At 55.1% G+C, this 17728-nt stretch carries 18 protein-coding genes; 5 read left to right on the plus strand and 13 right to left on the minus strand.

What is annotated here, in order from left to right; genetic code table 11:
• Nucleotides 1-160 precede the first annotated feature (160 nt).
• Nucleotides 161-973 (plus strand): oxygen-dependent tRNA uridine(34) hydroxylase TrhO, encoded by an 813-nt coding sequence (trhO, locus tag V6575_RS11800; protein WP_340274538.1) that lies wholly within the window; start codon nucleotides 161-163, stop codon nucleotides 971-973.
• An 86-nt stretch (nucleotides 974-1059) separates the two neighbouring features.
• A complete protein-coding gene (locus V6575_RS11805) occupies nucleotides 1060-1662 on the plus strand; it encodes a hypothetical protein (RefSeq protein ID WP_340274539.1) in 603 nt (200 codons plus the stop codon).
• Nucleotides 1663-1711: 49 nt separating this feature from the next.
• On the opposite strand, the gene V6575_RS11810 is transcribed toward V6575_RS11805, so the two are convergent.
• Together V6575_RS11810 and V6575_RS11815 are read right to left on the minus strand one after the other, a co-directional pair.
• Nucleotides 1712-2587: an SMP-30/gluconolactonase/LRE family protein gene (locus V6575_RS11810; RefSeq protein WP_340274540.1), complete on the minus strand. Its 876-nt coding sequence runs from the start codon at nucleotides 2585-2587 to the stop codon at nucleotides 1712-1714.
• 108 nt (nucleotides 2588-2695) lie between these two features.
• Nucleotides 2696-3157 (minus strand): Lrp/AsnC family transcriptional regulator, encoded by a 462-nt coding sequence (locus V6575_RS11815; protein ID WP_340274541.1) that lies wholly within the window; start codon nucleotides 3155-3157, stop codon nucleotides 2696-2698.
• Nucleotides 3158-3310: 153 nt separating this feature from the next.
• On the opposite strand from V6575_RS11815, the gene ald reads away from it, so the two are divergent.
• Entirely contained in the window at nucleotides 3311-4447 is a 1137-nt protein-coding gene (ald, locus tag V6575_RS11820) for an alanine dehydrogenase (RefSeq protein WP_340274542.1), read from the plus strand.
• A gap of 89 nt (nucleotides 4448-4536) precedes the next feature.
• On the opposite strand, the gene V6575_RS11825 is transcribed toward ald, so the two are convergent.
• The 4 genes from V6575_RS11825 to pgi form a co-directional block, all read right to left on the minus strand.
• Nucleotides 4537-4812 (minus strand): hypothetical protein, encoded by a 276-nt coding sequence (locus V6575_RS11825; protein WP_340274543.1) that lies wholly within the window; start codon nucleotides 4810-4812, stop codon nucleotides 4537-4539.
• A 75-nt stretch (nucleotides 4813-4887) separates the two neighbouring features.
• Entirely contained in the window at nucleotides 4888-5157 is a 270-nt protein-coding gene (locus V6575_RS11830) for a glycine zipper domain-containing protein (protein WP_340274544.1), read from the minus strand.
• Between the two features lie 63 nt (nucleotides 5158-5220).
• On the minus strand, nucleotides 5221-5490 hold the full coding sequence (locus V6575_RS11835) for a glycine zipper domain-containing protein (RefSeq protein ID WP_340274545.1): 270 nt from the start codon (nucleotides 5488-5490) through the stop codon (nucleotides 5221-5223).
• 295 nt (nucleotides 5491-5785) lie between these two features.
• Nucleotides 5786-7408, minus strand: a complete 1623-nt coding sequence (pgi, locus tag V6575_RS11840) for a glucose-6-phosphate isomerase (protein ID WP_340274546.1) — start codon at nucleotides 7406-7408, stop codon at nucleotides 5786-5788.
• Between the two features lie 44 nt (nucleotides 7409-7452).
• Here pgi and V6575_RS11845 point away from each other — a divergent pair, with 44 nt between their 5' ends.
• Complete coding sequence (locus V6575_RS11845; RefSeq protein ID WP_340274547.1) at nucleotides 7453-7626, plus strand: hypothetical protein; 174 nt, start codon at nucleotides 7453-7455, stop codon at nucleotides 7624-7626.
• A gap of 414 nt (nucleotides 7627-8040) precedes the next feature.
• Nucleotides 8041-8577 carry a PilZ domain-containing protein gene (locus V6575_RS11850; RefSeq protein ID WP_340274548.1) on the plus strand — a complete coding sequence of 179 codons (537 nt, stop codon included), beginning with the start codon at nucleotides 8041-8043 and terminating at the stop codon, nucleotides 8575-8577.
• Between the two features lie 99 nt (nucleotides 8578-8676).
• On the opposite strand, the gene eda is transcribed toward V6575_RS11850, so the two are convergent.
• The 7 genes from eda to V6575_RS11885 all read right to left on the minus strand — a co-directional run bounded on the left by eda (nucleotide 8677) and on the right by V6575_RS11885 (nucleotide 17516).
• Nucleotides 8677-9315 carry a bifunctional 4-hydroxy-2-oxoglutarate aldolase/2-dehydro-3-deoxy-phosphogluconate aldolase gene (gene eda, locus V6575_RS11855; protein WP_340274549.1) on the minus strand — a complete coding sequence of 213 codons (639 nt, stop codon included), beginning with the start codon at nucleotides 9313-9315 and terminating at the stop codon, nucleotides 8677-8679.
• A gap of 81 nt (nucleotides 9316-9396) precedes the next feature.
• On the minus strand, nucleotides 9397-11217 hold the full coding sequence (edd, locus tag V6575_RS11860; RefSeq protein WP_340274550.1) for a phosphogluconate dehydratase: 1821 nt from the start codon (nucleotides 11215-11217) through the stop codon (nucleotides 9397-9399).
• 238 nt (nucleotides 11218-11455) lie between these two features.
• A complete protein-coding gene (gene zwf, locus V6575_RS11865; RefSeq protein ID WP_340274552.1) occupies nucleotides 11456-12928 on the minus strand; it encodes a glucose-6-phosphate dehydrogenase in 1473 nt (490 codons plus the stop codon).
• Between the two features lie 281 nt (nucleotides 12929-13209).
• Nucleotides 13210-13983, minus strand: coding sequence for an ATP-binding cassette domain-containing protein (locus V6575_RS11870; RefSeq protein WP_340274553.1), 774 nt, complete (start codon nucleotides 13981-13983; stop codon nucleotides 13210-13212).
• Nucleotides 13983-15065: an ABC transporter permease gene (locus V6575_RS11875; RefSeq protein ID WP_340274554.1), complete on the minus strand. Its 1083-nt coding sequence runs from the start codon at nucleotides 15063-15065 to the stop codon at nucleotides 13983-13985. Before V6575_RS11875 ends, V6575_RS11870 begins: the two co-directional genes overlap by 1 nt.
• 96 nt (nucleotides 15066-15161) lie before the next feature.
• A complete protein-coding gene (locus V6575_RS11880; protein ID WP_479692203.1) occupies nucleotides 15162-16172 on the minus strand; it encodes a substrate-binding domain-containing protein in 1011 nt (336 codons plus the stop codon).
• A 96-nt stretch (nucleotides 16173-16268) separates the two neighbouring features.
• Entirely contained in the window at nucleotides 16269-17516 is a 1248-nt protein-coding gene (locus V6575_RS11885) for an ROK family protein (RefSeq protein WP_340274556.1), read from the minus strand.
• Between the last annotated feature and the right edge of the window lie 212 nt (nucleotides 17517-17728).

Raw genomic sequence — 17728 nt, forward strand, 5'->3', positions numbered from 1 at the left:
TTGGTCACATAGGTCGATCAGACGCGCTGGACAAAGGCTGCGCATAGACCAAACGTGCGTGCGGGAAGGGATCCGTGGAAATCCGTACTTCTCTTTTCGCGCTCACTGACTGTATAAGCTGTCGAAACGCGCCAACCTCTCAACCGTTCAGCTGATGGTCATGTCGAATTCCTTTCTGATTGCCGCTCTCTACAAGTTTGCCCCCCTCGATGATTTTGAGGACATTCGCGATGCGTTGAAGCAATTCTGCGTCGAACGTGATGTGCGTGGCAGTATTCTTCTGGCGAAAGAGGGCATCAACGGGACGGTGTGCGGCCCCGAGATTGGTGTGCGTGCTTTGCTCGCGCATTTGCGCTCCGATCCAAGGCTGGCAGAGCTTGAGTGCAAGGAATCCTGGAGCCCGCGCCACGTGTTCAAGCGCATGAAGGTCCGCTTGAAGCAGGAAATCGTCCGATTGGCTGTTGATGGGATCGACCCTACTGAAATTGTCGGCACCTATGTAAAGCCGGAAAATTGGAACGAGCTTATTGCCGATCCGGACGTGGTCGTGATTGACACGCGCAATGACTATGAATTCGCCTTTGGCACATTTGAGCGCGCGTTGAACCCGGAAACCCAAGCCTTTCGCGAGTTCCCTGAATGGGTCCGCAAGGCGGTGGAGCTGGAAAACAAGCCCAAGGTTGCCATGTTCTGCACCGGCGGCATCCGTTGTGAGAAAGCGTCATCTTTGATGCTTCAGCAAGGCTTCGACGAGGTCTATCATCTTGAGGGCGGTATTCTGAACTATCTGGAAACCGTGCCCGAGGAGAAAAGCCTCTGGAAGGGCGAATGTTTCGTCTTTGATGATCGTGTTTCGGTCGATCACCAGTTGCAGCCCAAGTGGGGGGAGTGGGTGCCTGAAGAGGCGCGCCACATCATCAATGAAGACACTGATTACGACAGTGAGCCGACTGACGATAACGCCCCAACTTAATTCTTTAACAAATCGTTAATTTTCCCTAAGCTGCCGTTGCGGTCTGGCCAGGTTCTGGCGGATCTGAAGGACGGGGGAAGTGTATTATGTTGCGAACTGTCGTTTCCGGATATGGTTTGGTTATACTTGCTGCTTGTGTGGTCGTGGGAATGCCTGTGGATGCGCTTGCGGGTGGTAAGGCGCGTGAATGCTATCAGCAAGCTGTTGTTCCTGCAGCCTATCAGGTGGTGCGAGAGCAGGTTCTTGTGCAGCGTGCGAGGACCCGTGTCATCAAGGAACCGGCTGTTTATGCCTATCAGGCCCGCCGTGTGGTTGTTCAGCCCGAGCGTGTCAGCTATCGCAAGATTGCGCCGGTCTATGAAGTGCGCAGCCGCCGGGTGCAAGTGCAACCCGCCAGCGTTGGCTGGGAATATCAGGTCAGAAAAGGCCGGAAGATCCTGTGCAAGGTCAAGCATCCAGCCGTTTATCAAACCATGCGTGAGCGAGTGATGGTCAAAGCAGGCGGACGTGTCGCCGTCCGTCAGCCTGCGATTTACGGAACTGTGCAAGAGAAAGTTCTCGTTCGCCCGGCCAGCCGCCGCAAGGTGCATGAGCCCGCCATTTACCGGACCGTCTCTCGCCAGGTTAAAGTGCGCGACGAACAGGTCGTCTGGCAGCCGGTGTCAACGGGCAACCGTTGTCGGCATTGATGTGACTGCGGGCGCTAAGCCCGCAGGAATCTGTTGAGCATAGATGTTACTAGGCGTTTACGGCGAACCGGTGGGTTGGAACGCCCTTTGTGCCATGGCCCTCGATCAGGAACAGACTGCCGGACAGGCTGTCAGGGCCTTCACCACCAGGCTGAAGACTGGTCAGAACCAACTGATCCAGGTCCGGGCCACAGAAGCATGGCATGGTTGGTTTTGGCACTGGCAGGGCGATGGCATGCTTCAGCTTGCCGTCTGGCGCGAAGCAGTTGAGAAGTCCGGCAGAAACACCTGCGCTCCAGTAATTGCCGATTGCATCAACCGTGGCTCCGTCCGGGCGACCGGTTTCATTGGTCTGCTGGGCGAAGAGCATCTTGGCGCCGAGCGTTCCGGTTGCCGGATCAAAGTTATAGGCCTCGATCCAACCCGGACTTGAATCCGAATGATACATCCACAGTCCGTCTGGTGACCATGCCAGGCCATTTGAGACCTGAAGTTCGTTGCGGATCTTGTCGACTTTGCCTTTGCCGTCAATCCGGTAGAGGCCAGCAATCGGTTCGCGTGGGCTGGATGTGTCCATTGTTCCGACCCAAAAGGCACCATCCGGGCCGACTTTGCCGTCGTTGAGCCGGGTTTGTGGCATGTCGGTTTCAATGGTCGCAAGCAGTTCACTCGCGCCTGTTTCCGGATCAAACAGCAGGACTTGATCCCAGACACAGACAATCAGGCGGCCATCATCGGTCAAACCGAAGGATCCGACCTCATTGTCAAAGGAGTAGGTTGTGATTTCGCGGCTGTTCCAGTCCATGGACTGAATGCTGCAGCCCTGAATGTCGGTCCAGAAAAGTCTGCCGATTTGTTCATCCCATGTGGGGCATTCGGCAAGTTTGTAGGTCGTCTCAATGAGGCGGTTAATCTGGAAGGGCACCTTGGACTCCGGCGACAATTTCGGGACATTTGGTCGACTATAGCGCGCCGTTCAGACAGCGTCGACAGGCTTGTGGCTGTTTGCTGAAACGTGACGCTGCGTCTTTCATCAGGACATGGGAAAGGCGGTCTTGCGGACAATAGGCCGAATGGCGAAGGAAGATTTCATGCGTAAAACACCGGGGAGGCGGGCAAGATGCTCGCGGTGAATGCGTTCAAAGTCTGTGGGATCGGCGGCTGTGAGCCTTAAGATATAATCTGCATCGCCTGCCATCAGATAGCATTCCATGATTTCGCTTGACCTGGCGACGGCGCGTTCAAAATTTTCCAAAACCTCGTTTGACTGCCCGACCAGGGAGATTTCGACAAAGACATCCATGCGCCTGCCGAGCTTCCTTTGATCAAGAAGGGCAACATATTTGTCTATGACACCAGCTTCTTCCAGGGCGCGCATGCGGCGCAGACAGGCAGATGGAGACAGGCCGACCCGGTCCGCGAGATCGGCATTGGCGATCCGCCCGTCGTCTTGCAGCACATCGAGGATCTTGCGATCTAGACTGTCCAGTTTCATTTTTGGTCCCAATGCAGATAATTCTAAATATGATCAATATCGCACAATATACGTGCTTCAATACAATTATGAGCGCTTAATAAGCAACAAAATGCACGCGAATTTCGATTACGCTTTTCTCATAACAAGTCTTCAATCCAGTGAGGGAAAATCATGCGTATCGGTGTTCCAAAGGAAATCAAGAACCACGAATATCGGGTCGGTCTGACGCCTGACAGTGTGCGTGAAATGATCGCGCATGGACATGACGTCTGGGTTGAGACGCTGGCTGGTTCCGGCATCGGCGCAGATGATGCTGCCTATGAGGCGGTTGGCGCGAAGGTTCTGGCAACAGCAGCAGAGATTTTTGATGTTGCGGAGATGATCGTCAAGGTGAAGGAGCCTCAGGCTGTTGAACGCGCCATGCTGCGTCCGGATCATATCCTCTTCACCTACCTGCATTTGGCACCCGATGCCGCTCAGACCGCCGATCTGGTCAAGTCCGGCGCGACTTGCATTGCCTATGAAACTGTTCTGGGCAAACGTGGCGGTTTGCCGTTGCTGGCTCCCATGTCTCAGGTCGCTGGCCGCCTTTCCGTGATTGCCGGGGCCAAGGCTCTGGAAAAGGAAGCTGGCGGTTCTGGTGTTCTGATCGGCGGCGTTCCAGGTGTCGCACCGGGCAAGGTTGTTGTTCTTGGCGGCGGGGTTGTCGGCGCGCATGCCATCACAATGGCTCTGGGTCTTGGGGCAGATGTCACTGTTCTGGATCGCAATGTCGACGTGATGGCGGACCTGTCCCGGACATTCGGCTCCTCACTTAAAACCGTCTATTCCACGAAGGCTTCTCTCGAGCAGCATGTCCTGGAAGCCGACATTGTCATCGGTGCGGTTCTGGTTGCTGGCGCTGCTGCGCCGAAGCTTGTGACGGCAGATATGCTCAAGCGCATGAAGCCCGGATCGGTGTTGGTCGATGTTGCTATTGACCAGGGGGGGTGTTTTGAAACCTCCAAGGCAACGACCCATTCTGATCCGACTTATATTGTCGATGAGATCGTGCATTACTGTGTTGCGAACATGCCAGGCGCGGTGCCGCGCACATCAACTTATGCCTTGAACAATGCGACCTTGCCATTCGCGCTTGCCTTGGCTGACAAGGGGGCTGAGAAGGCCTTGCTCGAAGATCCTTTGTTTCTTCCGGGACTGAATGTCCACAAGGGGCAAATCACTTGTGAAGCGGTCGCTGTTGCGCTTGGGTATGATTATGTCGAACCGGCAGCAGCCTTGAGCAAGACAGTCGCGGCTGCGGCCTGATCAACTTCGAACTGCTGTGAAAACAGAAAAAGGGCGAGGCCGCGAAGGCTTCGCCCTTTTTGTATTTTTGATGTCTAGGCAAATGCGACTTAAGGGCAGCGCACCTTGTAAGGAGTGCCGTCTTGATCGCGTGCAATGCAATTGCGCGGTGTGGTGACCATGCCAACAAGCCCGCCGCCGACAGCGCCCAAAGCAGCGCCAGCCAATGCGGCTCCTGCTGTTGAGCCAGCAACACCGCCGATCACAGCACCTGTTGCAGCCCCAAGACCGCCGCCAATCAGCATGCGGTCGCGTTGGCTGTCCGTATTTGATGCGCAGCCAGCCAGCAAGAGAGCCAGTGCCGCTGCGATCCAGGTGTTCTTCATCCAAGGTCTCCCGTAGATGGGGTTCGAATCACCAAGAGTTTACAGCGGAACTGTCATCTTGTCGGCCTGTTGATTTTACGGGCAAACCACTCGGAAAGGCTGGCCGTTCTTGTCATAGGCAACGCAGTTCTTTGGAGTTGTCGCAGAACCGACGATCGCACCACCGGCACCACCGATGGCTGCCCCAACAAGAGCCCCGCCAACACCGTTTCCGGTCGCCGCGCCGATGACTGCGCCAGTCGCAGCTCCAAGGCCGCCACCAACCAGTGCACGGTCCTTTTGGCTATCGGATTGGCAACCAGCAAGGAAAAGCGCAGCCGCGCCGGCCATCAGGATATTTCTCATGACATTGTTCATCAATTTACCTTTGATATTCTTTAGCGATAAGAGCAAATGCGATATCACGTGTTATGGGCAAGCGACCCGGTATGGCTGGCCGTTTTTGTCATAGGCCACGCAATTCTTGGGGGTTGTTGCTGATCCAACGATTGCGCCACCAGCACCGCCGATGGCTGCACCAACCAGAGCTCCACCAACACCGTTTCCGGTCGCTGCGCCGATCGCAGCGCCGGTCGCCGCACCCAATCCACCGCCTACAAGGGCGCGGTCACGCTGGCTGTCGGACTGACAAGCTGCCAAGAGGAGAGCAGAAGCCGCGACGATGATCAGTTTTTTCATTTTAGGTCTCCCAAGTGAAAAACATTCACATGTAAACGTACGAATTTCATTTCAACCGATGGTGACATTCATGTTCCATCGGTTTCTATCTTGCCGTTGCCTCAAGGTAATGCGGTTCGGCGTAATGGGCAATAAAGCATCGACATTGCTAAAAGTTCATGAAGTATATGGTCATGAAAAACGTGGGAAATGTGGCAAACTTGTTCTCACGGCCGGTAGAGGCCGTGTTTGGCATGCGAAATACCCGCCGAGTCGCGAGTTTGCAGATCGGCGGGCAAGTCGTTTATTTATCAGCTCATGCGCTGAGGGCAGCAAGCAGACCTTGAGTGGAGCTGTCCTTGTTGCTTGGGTCAGCCTCACCCTTGACCATTGGAAGAAGGGCGGTTGCCAGTTCCTTGCCAAGCTCAACACCCCACTGGTCGAATGAATTGATGCCCCAGATGACACCTTCAACAAACACACGGTGCTCATAGAGCGCGATCAGACGGCCAAGGGCGAAGGGGGTGAGTTGATCATGGACAATGGTGATTGACGGGCGGTCGCCCGGGAAGACCTTGTGAGGAGCCAAACGCTCTATGTCAGCAGAGGCCATTCCAGAAGCCGATAGCAGCGCCTTGGCTTCATCCAGTGTGCGTCCAAGCATCAGGGCTTCGGACTGTGCCAGACAATTTGCGACCAGCATTTCATGATGGTGGCCGAGATCTTCTTCATGTCCCTTGGCTGCAATGATGAACTCACAAGGGATGACGGTCGTTCCCTGGTGCAGCAGCTGGTAAAAGGCATGCTGTCCGTTCGTGCCCGGCTCACCCCAGACAAGAGGCCCGGTGTCCATGCCGACAGGCTCGCCAGACAGTTTGACCTGCTTGCCGTTTGATTCCATGTCCAATTGCTGAAGGTAGGCTGGCAAGCGCGACAGGCGCTGATCATAGGGCAGTATTGCGCGTGCCGAATATCCCAGAATATCGCGGTTCCAGACGCCGATCAGCCCCATCAGGACCGGTAGATTCTCGTTCAGGGGCGCCTCTGCGAAGTGGCGGTCCATATCGTAAGCGCCGGCCAGGAATTCATTGAAGGCATCGGCTCCAACAGCGATCATCAATGGCAGGCCAATGGCCGACCAGATCGAATAGCGTCCGCCGACCCAGTCCCAGAATCCGAAAACGCGGTTTTCGTCTATTCCAAAGGTTGCGACCTTGTCGAGGGCCGTTGAGATGGCGGCGAAATGATGGATGACAGCTTCTTCGCCGAGTGTTTCTGCGATCCATCTGCGCGCTGTTTGCGCATTCGTCATGGTTTCAATGGTGGTGAAAGTCTTGGAGGCCACAATGATCAAGGTTGTGGCCGGGTCCAGCTCTGCCAATGTGTCGGCGATATGTGCGCCGTCCACATTGGAGACATAGTGAAGGGCAGGTCCGTCATGGTAGGGCGCAAGTGCCAGCGTCGTCATTGCCGGGCCAAGGTCCGAGCCGCCAATGCCAATGTTGACCACATCTGTAAAAGGATGGCCTTCGGCGTTTGCGATGTCGCCAGAGCGAATGCCGTCAGCAAAGTCTGACATAGCGTCCAGCACGGCCCTGATGTCGGGCATGATGTCCTTGCCGTCGACGAGAACCGGTTCCTCGGACTGATTGCGCAAGGCTGTATGCAGAACGGCCCGGTTTTCAGTCTCGTTGATCTTCTCGCCCGAGAACATTGCGTCACGACGCGTTGTTACGCCTGCGCCCTGTGCCAATTCGACCAACAGGTTCAAGCCGGTTTCGTCGATCTGACACTTCGAGAAATCGATCATCATGTCGCCGTGGCGCGCAGAGAGTTTGGAGAACCGCTTGCCGTCTTCGGCAAAATGGGCGCGCAGCGGACGTTCCTTGAAAGAACTGGCGTGTGCTGTCAGTTTTTTGACGATGTCGGACGTAGCCATTGAGTGGTCCCTTTTAAAGTGATTTAGGGGTCGGACTCATAAAATTGCATGCACTGGTCGATCTGGAGCAGCTCGGATGCGAGGCGCTAAAAGGATGGAAACCTGGATGGTTTTCGAGTTTTGGCAAGACTGCAGACGGCTTGTTCCAGATCGATCCGAAGGATGATGAACCTGCTGCGAATGTCAGCGTCAAAGCTCTTGACCCATGCAATGCATAGCTCTTCAAGCTTTTCCGACCCCTCTTTTGCATGTTCAACGCCAGTGGATCCAATTTTATGAGTCCGAACCCTAATTCACCGCATGGAAATAAAATTCATGTTGGCAACGGCATAGCACAGGAGGGGACGAGGCCATAGCCCGGCATTCAAAATGGTGGGTATTTTGAGGCCAATGCGACCCGGTTCTTTGCCGCGAGAAGTGTGATTGACCTGTTGTCAGTTTTCTTGAAAAAAGAGAAGAAACCGCTTTCGAATATGAAATTATATTTTTTAATTTTTCGGATACTGTAAAAATAACAATGAATTTCAGTAAATCCAAGTTAAATCGTCGGTAGTTCTGAATTTTTATTTCTCTTTAATTGACTGGAAACAGATTGAGGTGAAAATCCTGATCTAGCCTGTTTGGAGTTGTTGATGGGTCACGGTTTGGAGCATTTACAGGGTCAGCGAGATACTTCGGCGGAGGTTCTTGTGGTCGACTTTGACAATCTCATTTGCGTGAATGGCACAGTGTCCAACGTCAATGAGTGGGGATGCAGTCTTGCCAGCGAACAAATAAATGAGTTGAGCAAGAATATTGCCATTCGTGTCGACGAAGGTCGCAAGCTGACAAAAGCCACGTTGACGGCTGTCAAGGGCGGAGTGGCAGCCATTGTGTTTCCAAAGCAGGACACGGCCCGTGTTCAGGACAAACGTCGTGAACAGCGGAATGAAGTCTCCATTAAAGCGACTGTGTCGGATCGGAAAAAGGTGACCGAAATTTCCGGCTTGATTGTGGATGCAGGCCGCAATGGGTGTCGCATCAAGGCAAAGGGCCTGGAAAGCTTACCAGATGAAATCCTCCTGCAACTGCCAAGTCTTGAGAATCCAGTCTTGGCTGAGTTCGCTTGGCGAAATAGTTCATCCGGAGGTATTCGTATTATTTGGGACGAGCCCGACTCTATTGGGTAGCGCCGGGCTCTGAAAATCACGTGCTTTTGTGGGGCTGAGCCCTAGGTGTGGTTTCCAATGAGGTCGCCCGTCACCTGACGTTCCAGTCGTTTGATCGGCTCAGGCCGTTATGGCAGCTGCTGCCCTGGCACGTTCTTCGATTCCGACCCAGTCTTCTGTGGCAATCGCTTTTGCGTCCGCAATCCAGGAACCACCCACGCAAAGAACATTCGGCAGAGCCAGATAGCTTGGTGCTTTTTCCAGGCTGACACCGCCTGTCGGGCAGAACTTGGCAGCGGCCAGTGGCGAAGACAGGGACTTCAGGTAGGCTGCGCCTCCTGCCTGTTCTGCCGGGAAGAATTTCAAACGCTCATAACCGCGCTCCAGAAGTTCCATCACTTCAGAGGCTGTGGCCGCGCCGGGCAACAACGGGATATCGCTTTGCTCTGCCAGGTCCAGAAGCTTTGTCGTTGCGCCCGGGGACACAATGAACTGGCTTCCAGCTTCAACTGCAGCATCATAATGGGCCTGTGTCAGCACAGTGCCAGCGCCCGGGATTGCGCCTTCCACGTTCTCTGCCACCAGCCTGATCGCCTCCAGAGCGCGCGGTGTGCGCAAGGTGATTTCAATGGACGGAAGGCCGCCGCGTACCAAAGCTTCTGCCATTGGAACAGCCTTCGCCGGATCCTCGATCACCAGCACCGGGATGACCGGGGCTGCTGTCATGACACGTTCAATTTTGGCAATATCTTGCGGCATATCTAGTCCTCAATTTTCCGGCGTTGGCCGGTTATATCTAGTTTTACAATGGTCGCATAGTCAGTGCGGAGACGCCAAAGATTAGGCCCCAAAGACATGCGCTCCGGTGTCGGCGCTGCTGACATTGGCCCGGAAGGCGGCAAAGAGATCCCGGCCAACACCAACCTGATGTGCGGACATGTCCTGTACCGCAGGCGTGCGTGCTGCAAATTCAGCTTCATCGACCATGACAGTCAATTCGCCGGTAATGGCGTTCAGCCTGATCATGTCGCCGTCTTGAATTCGTGCAATCGGGCCAGCTTCTGCAGCTTCTGGTGTCAGGTGGATCGCAGCTGGTATCTTGCCGGAAGCACCGGACATGCGTCCGTCTGTGATGAGGGCTACCTTGTGGCCACGATCCTGCAAGATCCCGAGCGCAGGGGTCAATTTGTGCAGTTCCGGCATGCCGCAGGCTTTCGGCCCCATGAAGCGCACGACGGCTGCGATGTCACCGGTCATTTCCTTGCGGGAGAAGGCTGCAAGGAATTCTTCCTGCGTATGGAAGACCCGGGCAGGGGCTTCGATAATGTGGCGTTCCTTGGCCACTGCAGAAATCTTGATGACAGACTTTCCAAGGTTCCCTGAAAGGACCTTCAGGCCGCCATTGGACGAGAAGGCCTTGGAGAAGGGGGCGACAACGTTTTCATCGCCGGAAATTTCCGGCACAGGATCACGGTGAACATTGCCTTCTGCATCCAGTTTTGCCTCAACGGTGTAGCCGGACAGGTCTGAGCCATAAACCGTCTTCACATCCCGGTGCAGGTAGCCTTCGTTCAGCAACTCGCGAATAACAAAGCCAAGGCCGCCAGCTGCCTGGAAGTGGTTCACGTCTGCCTTGCCATTTGGATACACGCGAGCAAGCAGAGGGACGACGTCTGACAGTTCCGATATGTCATTCCATGTCAGCTTGATGCCTGCGGCATTGGCCATGGCAACAAGGTGCATGGTGTGGTTGGTCGAACCGCCGGTCGTGTGTAGTCCGATGACGCCATTCACGATGGCCTTGACGTCAATGATTTCACCGACTGGTGTGAACTCATTGCCGAGGGCTGTAATCGCCAGCGCGCGCTGGGTGGCTTCGCGTGTCAGGGCTTCGCGCAAGGGTGTGCCCGGATTGACGAAGGAAGCGCCGGGCATGTGCAGCCCCATGATTTCCATCAGCATCTGATTGGAATTGGCGGTGCCATAAAATGTGCAGGTGCCGGGGCCATGGTAGGATTTGGATTCCGATTCCAGCAATTCATCACGGCCGACTTTGCCTTCTGCAAACAGCTGGCGGGTCTTGGCTTTTTCGTCGTTCGAGATGCCGGTGGTCATTGGGCCCGCCGGAATGAAAATCGCTGGCAGATGGCCAAAGGAGAGCGCCGCGATCAGCAGACCGGGAACGATCTTGTCACAGATGCCCATGAAAACAGCGGCGTCAAACATTTGATGGGACAGACCAATTGCGGCCGACATGGCAATGATGTCGCGTGAGAAGAGGGACAGTTCCATGCCCTCCTGCCCCTGGGTGACACCATCGCACATCGCTGGCACGCCACCTGCCACCTGCGCGACCGCGCCGACCTCATGTGCTGCCTGACGGATCAGATCCGGATAGCGCTCATAGGGCTGATGGGCAGACAGCATGTCATTGTAGGCGGTGATGATGCCAAGGTTTGGCACAACGTCGCCGGACAAGGCGGCCTTGTCACCGGGTGCACAGGCAGCAAAGCCGTGTGCGAGATTTCCGCAAGCCAGACGAGAGCGTTGTGGTCCCTTGTCAGCGGCACTGCGAATGCGATCCAGGTAGAGTGAACGGCTGTCATGACTGCGCCTGGCAATACGTTCGGTCACGTCGCCGATACGTGCTTGGATGGTCATGTCCATGGGTCCTTATCTGTCCATAGTTGCTCTTTGGAACCTCGAGGCTGAGGGTGTCGACAGCCAATTGTGAATTGCCATCGGTGCCTTTGTGTCTGCCAATATAAATCAATTCAATCGATTTAAATTGGTATCACAATGTTACTGCAGCATGTCACTGGTGACTGATTTCACCAGATTGCAAGCCTTCTTGCATGACACGTTGCCCGGAAGGTTCAAGCCCCTCCGGGCGTTTGGTTTAAAGGTCTTCTTCGGCCCAGGTACGGCCATCGCGCTCAACCAGGGCGATGGAGGCTGATGGCCCCCAGGTTCCCGCTGTGTAGGCACGTGGTGTGTCTTTGGAGTTGGCCCAGGCCTGAAGGATCGGATCGATCCATGCCCAAGCAGCGTCCACTTCGTCGCGGCGCATGAAGAGTGTCTGGTTGCCGCGTATCACATCCATGATCAAACGCTCGTAGGCATCCGGATTGCGGACCTTGAACGCTTCGGCAAAGCTCATGTCGAGCGGCACCTGGCGCAGGCGCATCCCGCCGGGGCCTGGATCCTTGATCATGACGGTCATCTGCACACCTTCGTCTGGCTGCAGGCGGATGATCAAACGGTTGGCCGAGATGGTTCCGGCTTCTTCGTCGAAGATCGAATGCGGGATCGGGCGGAACTGGACGACGATTTCCGAAACGCGCTGGGCCAACCGCTTGCCTGTGCGCAGATAGAAGGGAACGCCTGCCCAACGCCAGTTGGCGATTTCAGCTTTTACCGCAACGAATGTTTCTGTCGTGCTGTCATCGCGGCCAAGTTCGTCAAGATAGCCTGGAACAGCGCCGCCTGCCGAAGCACCAGCCTTGTATTGGCCGCGCACGGTCAATTTGTCTGCCATGGCTTCCGAGATCGGGGAGAGGGCTTTCAGAACCTTGAGCTTTTCATCGCGAACGCTGTCAGCGTCCATGGATTCTGGTGGTTCCATGGCCACCAGGCACAGAAGCTGCAGGATGTGGTTTTGGACCATGTCGCGCAATGCGCCCGCGGTATCGTAGTAGCCCGCGCGGCCTCCGGTTCCCAAGGACTCCGCGACCGTGATTTGCACATGGTCAATATGGGCAGCGTTCCATAGGGGCTCGAACAAGGCATTGGCAAAACGCAGAGCCATCAGGTTCTGAACTGTTTCCTTGCCCAGGTAATGGTCGATACGGAAGATCTGCTCTTCCTTGAACACCTTGCCGACCGTTTCATTCAAGGCCTTGGCCGAGCTGCCGTTCTTGCCGATTGGCTTTTCGATGACAACACGGCTTTGTTCCGTCACAAGACCCGCTTTACCGATGCTTTCGCAAATCGTGCCGAACAGATCAGGGCCAACAGCCAGATAGAAGGCCCGGATCACATCAGGGCGCTGATCCAGAATGGCCTTCAGGTCTTCCCAGCCATTGCCAGAGCCGATGTCGATCGAAACATAACAGATTTTGCTTAGAAACCGTTCGAGGCATTCCTCTTCAAGGTCCTTCACATGCTCTGTCAGAGCGTCGCGTGCCCAGGTGCGGTATTCATCATCAGAATAGCTGCGGCGTGAAGAACACACGACGCGGGCATTTTCTGGCATCTGACCGTCGGCATAGCGGTGATATAACGCTGGCAGCAGCTTGCGATGGGCCAGATCTCCGGAGGCTCCGAAGACGACCAGATCGAACTCCTGTACTTCAATCACGCGTACTGCCATGTGGGCTGTCCTTGTTTCGTTATTTAAAACAGCTTTTAAATCGATTGAACTGCGCTGTCAGTAGCTCGTCGCAGATATTTGCGCTCGATCCCTGATTTTTTCCGGGCTTGATTAAATCCGAGATTGTCTGCCGGGCAGGTGGGTGATCCAGTCTTTGTGATCGCCAATTCACGGGAGTTCGTCAAGTTATTTTCGCGCTGCAGCATTTGAAGTTCGGGTGTTTGAACCGCAGTTTGGGCGATTCCCGGCGCGGTTCAAACTCCATGCTGACGATGATTGCCTCAAGCGGCCTGTTCTGTGGGTGCTTCCATGGCTCCGGTCATGATGGCGACCGCATCTGACATTGAGAAATCACTCGGCTTGATCACGGCTGCGCGTTTGCCCAGCCGGTGGATGTGGATCCTGTCTGCGACCTCGAACACATGGGGCATGTTGTGGCTGATCAGGATGATCGGAATGCCGCGCGACCTGACATCAAGGATCAGCTCCAGAACCCGGCGAGATTCTTTAACGCCAAGGGCGGCTGTCGGTTCATCCAGAATAATGACCCGTGAGCCAAAGGCTGCGGCTCTGGCCACTGCGACGCCCTGACGCTGACCACCCGAAAGAGTTTCGACCGCCTGGTTGATGTTCTGGATTGTCAGCAGCCCAAGTTCTGAAAGCTTTTCGCGGGCGATGTCTTCCATCTTTTTGTGGTCCAGCTGGCGTAGCCACTTGCCGCGAAAGCCTGGCTTGCGGAGTTCGCGGCCCATGAACATGTTGTCCGCTATGGACAGGGCAGGCGACATGGCAAGCGTCTGGTAGACCGTTTCAATGCCAGCTTCTCGGGCCTGAATGGGCGAGGTGAACTGGATTTTCTTGCCATCCAGAAAGATATCGCCTTCATCCGGAACAATCGCCCCGGAGACGGCCTTGATAAGAGACGTCTTGCCTGCGCCATTGTCGCCGATCACTGCCAGGATTTCACCGGGCATCAGATCGAAGTCGCAATGATCAATTGCGGTGACACGGCCATAGCGTTTGACCAGATTACGGCCTTTGAGAATGGGTTCCATCAGACTGATACCTTTCTGATCCACTGGTCAACGGCGACGGCTGCAATGATGAGAGCGCCAATGAGCAGGTAGGTCCATTGTGCATCTGCGCCGAGCAAGCGAAGGCCAAGGGTGAAGACGCCAACGATGAGGGCCCCGAAGAGTGTTCCCAGAATGGAGCCTCGTCCGCCAAACAGCGAAATTCCGCCGATCACCACAGCGGTGATGGATTCGATGTTGGCGAGCTGACCGGAGGTTGGGGAGACGGACCCGATACGGCCGATCAGGGCCCATCCGGCAAAGGCGCAGATCAGTCCGGAGAGCACATAAACAGAGATCAATGTGCGTTTGACCTGAACGCCTGACAGTTTCGCAGCTTCCGGGTCATCGCCAACTGCGTAGACGTGGCGGCCCCAGGCTGTTTGTCGCAAGGCGTAAGCCAGGAATAGAACCAGCGCGACCATGAAGATCACACCATAGGTAAGGATTGCACCGCCGATGTTGACCTTATTGCCGAAGAACTGGAGCAGGGGCGCGTGGAGGGCGATGTCCTGAGACCGGATGGTTTCATTTGAGGAATAGAGGAAATTCGAAGCCAGAACGATCTGCCACATACCCAGTGTGACGATGAACGGCGGAAGTTTCATAACGGCAATGAGCCAGCCGTTGATGTAGCCGCAGATTGCGCCGCACAGAAGACCGCAGACAACAGCGACTTCGACTGGCAGGCCGTATCTAAAGGTAAACTGTCCCATCACGACGGAGGACAGCACCATGATGGCCCCGACTGACAGATCGATACCAGCTGTGAGGATCACGAGGCTTTGTGCTGCTGCGACGATGCCGACAATCTGAACCTGCTGCAGGATCAGCGTCATTGCAAAGGGCGAGAAGAATTTTGATCCCAGGAGTATGCCAAAGACGACAAGTGATAGAAGCAGAACAATCAGCGGCACGATTGACGGTGTCACATGCAAGGCATGTTGGACCTTGTGCATCAGGCCGTTGCGGTTGTCGTCGAAAGTTGCCACGTCTTGCGAACTGTCGTCCGCTGCAGCTTCAAAATCTTGCATCGGAGTGGTGGTCGTTTTGCTTGAGGCCATGCCTCCGTCCTCCCTTGGTTCTCCCCGGAACCTTATGATTTGAAGGGCGGCAATGCCGCCGCCCTTCGTTTGTTTGCAAAAATCGCGTTGTTGCGATTAGCCCCAGCAGAGCTTTGTGCCTTCGGTGGTGTTGATGGACTCGACGCCGTCAACTGGCTTGTCTGTGACGAGGGCTACGCCTGTGTCAAAGAAGTCTTTGCCAGATGTAGGCTGTGGCTTGCTTCCGTCTTTGGCGAACTGAGCAATCGCTTCAATGCCCTTGGAAGCCATCAACAGAGGGTACTGCTGCGATGTTGCACCAATGATGCCGTCCTTGACGTTTGCAACACCCGGGCAACCACCATCGACAGAAACGATCAGAACATCGTTTTCACGTCCGATTGACTTCAGCGCTTCGTAGGCTCCAGCAGCTGCAGGCTCGTTGATTGTGTAGACAACGTTGATCATGGGATCCGTTGCGAGAAGGTTTTCCATTGCCTTGCGGCCACCTTCTTCGTTGCCTGATGTGACGTCATTGCCAACGATGCGTGGATCTGTTTCGTCGCCCCATTTTTTCGGGTCAACAAGGTCGATGCCAAAGCCCTGCAGGAAACCCTGATCGCGCAGAACGCCGACTGTTGGCTGGCTGATGCCCAGATCAAGCATGGCAATCTTTGCGTTTGCAGCTTCATCGCCAAGCGTGGCAGCGGCCCATTTTCCGATCAGTTCGCCAGCCAGGAAGTTGTCTGTTGCGAAGGTCGCATCGGCTGAGTTGATTGGATCAAGCGGCGTGTCGAGCGCGATGACCAGAAGGCCAGCATCGCGGGCCTGCTGGACAGCTGGAACGATGGAAGACGTGTCAGACGCTGTCAGAAGGATACCCTTCGCGCCATCTGCAATGCAGGTCTCAATCGCTGCAACCTGTGTTTCATGGTCGCCATCGACCTTACCAGCGAAAGACTTGAGCTCGATGCCCAGTTCTTTGGCCTTGGCTGTCGCGCCCTCCTTCATCTTGACGAAGAAAGGGTTGGTGTCGGTCTTGGTAATCAGGCACGCAATGTCTGATGCAGCGGCTGGAGTTGCGGCTATTGCTGCGAAAATCGTGCCTGTCAGAAGAAGCTTGCGGATCATATGATTTCCTCCCTGGCCGTTGTGTATGTCCCCGAGTGGGGGTGGCCAGATTGGTCCCCGCTCGTAGCTCTGTTTTCGACGCTGCGCCTTTTTTTAGGCCGCAGCTCCGGCTGAACCTTTTGCCACACCGCCGGTCAGAATTGATGCGCGCGGTGAGAAATTAAAGAACATGGGCAGGCTTGCTGCGCCGATTGCTCCGGCGTCCTGGCCGAAACTTCCAAATAGAATGTCTGGTGTACTGCGTGCTTCTGGCGCTGCTTTTTCAAGAGCCTCGGTCAGTTGGCTCGTCAGGCGTTCGGCAAAGGCACCGCTCAGATCGCTGTCGATAATGATGAGTGGCGTGTCGAGCAGTGCGAAAGCGGCCCCCAGTGCCGGAGTGAGCGCGGCAACACAATCATCGAGCCATTCCTGTGCCAGAGGGTCGTCCCGATCAATCGCGGCTTGAAGGTCCAGGCGATTGTGGCTTGGGAAAGCCTCCGGTGCCAAATGGCGATCGAGTGCAACCAGAGACGCTCTGGTCAATAGAATTTCGCTTGTCTTGCGAGGCTTCGGTGCGGTGGAAAGCGTGCTGGGCGGAACTGGAATCATGGCGACATCGCCAGCGTTTCCGCTTTTCCCGCGAACAACATCGCCATCGATGCAGAGCCCGCCGCCAATTGCAGGCCCGAGGAAAAGATAGAGGAAGTCGTCATGCTGGCGACCGTGGCCATAGAACAACTCGGCCACCGTCGCGGCAGTGCCATCATTTTCGTGAAAGACCGGAAGGCCGCAGGCCTGTTCCAGTGCTTTCGTCATGTCGAAGTGGTCCCAGAGCTTGAAGTTACCTTCTGGCAGCCCAAGTTCATGCAGCCAGGCACCAAGGTTGAACGGTTGGGCAAGGCCGATGCCGGTGAGCCGGGTTTTCTCATCCGCAGTGAGCAATTCCATCAGGTTTTCAATATCCCAACGGATAATATCCAGAGCCTTGTCCGGTGCTGGCAGCAAAAGGTCATGCGCCCGGCGACCGATAACCTTGCCTTGAAAATCGACGAGGACTGTTTCCAGATTTGTTCGGTCAATTCGAACACCGAAGCCAAATGCGCCTCTGGAAGCCAACTTTAACAAAGTTGCTGGCTGGCCGCGTCCTCCGCCATGAAATTTGCCGATTTCTTCAATCAGGCCTTCCCGATTGAGAGACTGTATGATCCCGCCAACGGCTGCATTGGTCAGCTTGGCCGCACGCGCCAGATCTGCTTTTGAAGCTTGCTGAACTCTCCGGAGGATCTGAAGGACGATGCGTTCATTGTACCGGCGAAGCTGAACAGAATTGGACCCTCGCGCTGTTGGGCGTTTTTGTTCCAAGAACCTGCTCTCCCAGCTCGAAAAACGCTTCCGCCCCAGTGGGGCGGAAGCTAAAGTTCGCTGAAAACCATGGGGTGATGCAGCGCTTTATTATTAATTATTCTTGATTTAATTAATGCTGAATTCGACGCATATGTCAAGAAATAGACGTTGCTGCACTGCGTATATTCTATAATGCAACGCGATATCAAATTGAAATAAAACACTATTTT

The organism is Roseibium algae, from assembly GCF_037783265.1.
GTDB classification, from domain to species: domain Bacteria; phylum Pseudomonadota; class Alphaproteobacteria; order Rhizobiales; family Stappiaceae; genus Roseibium; species Roseibium algae.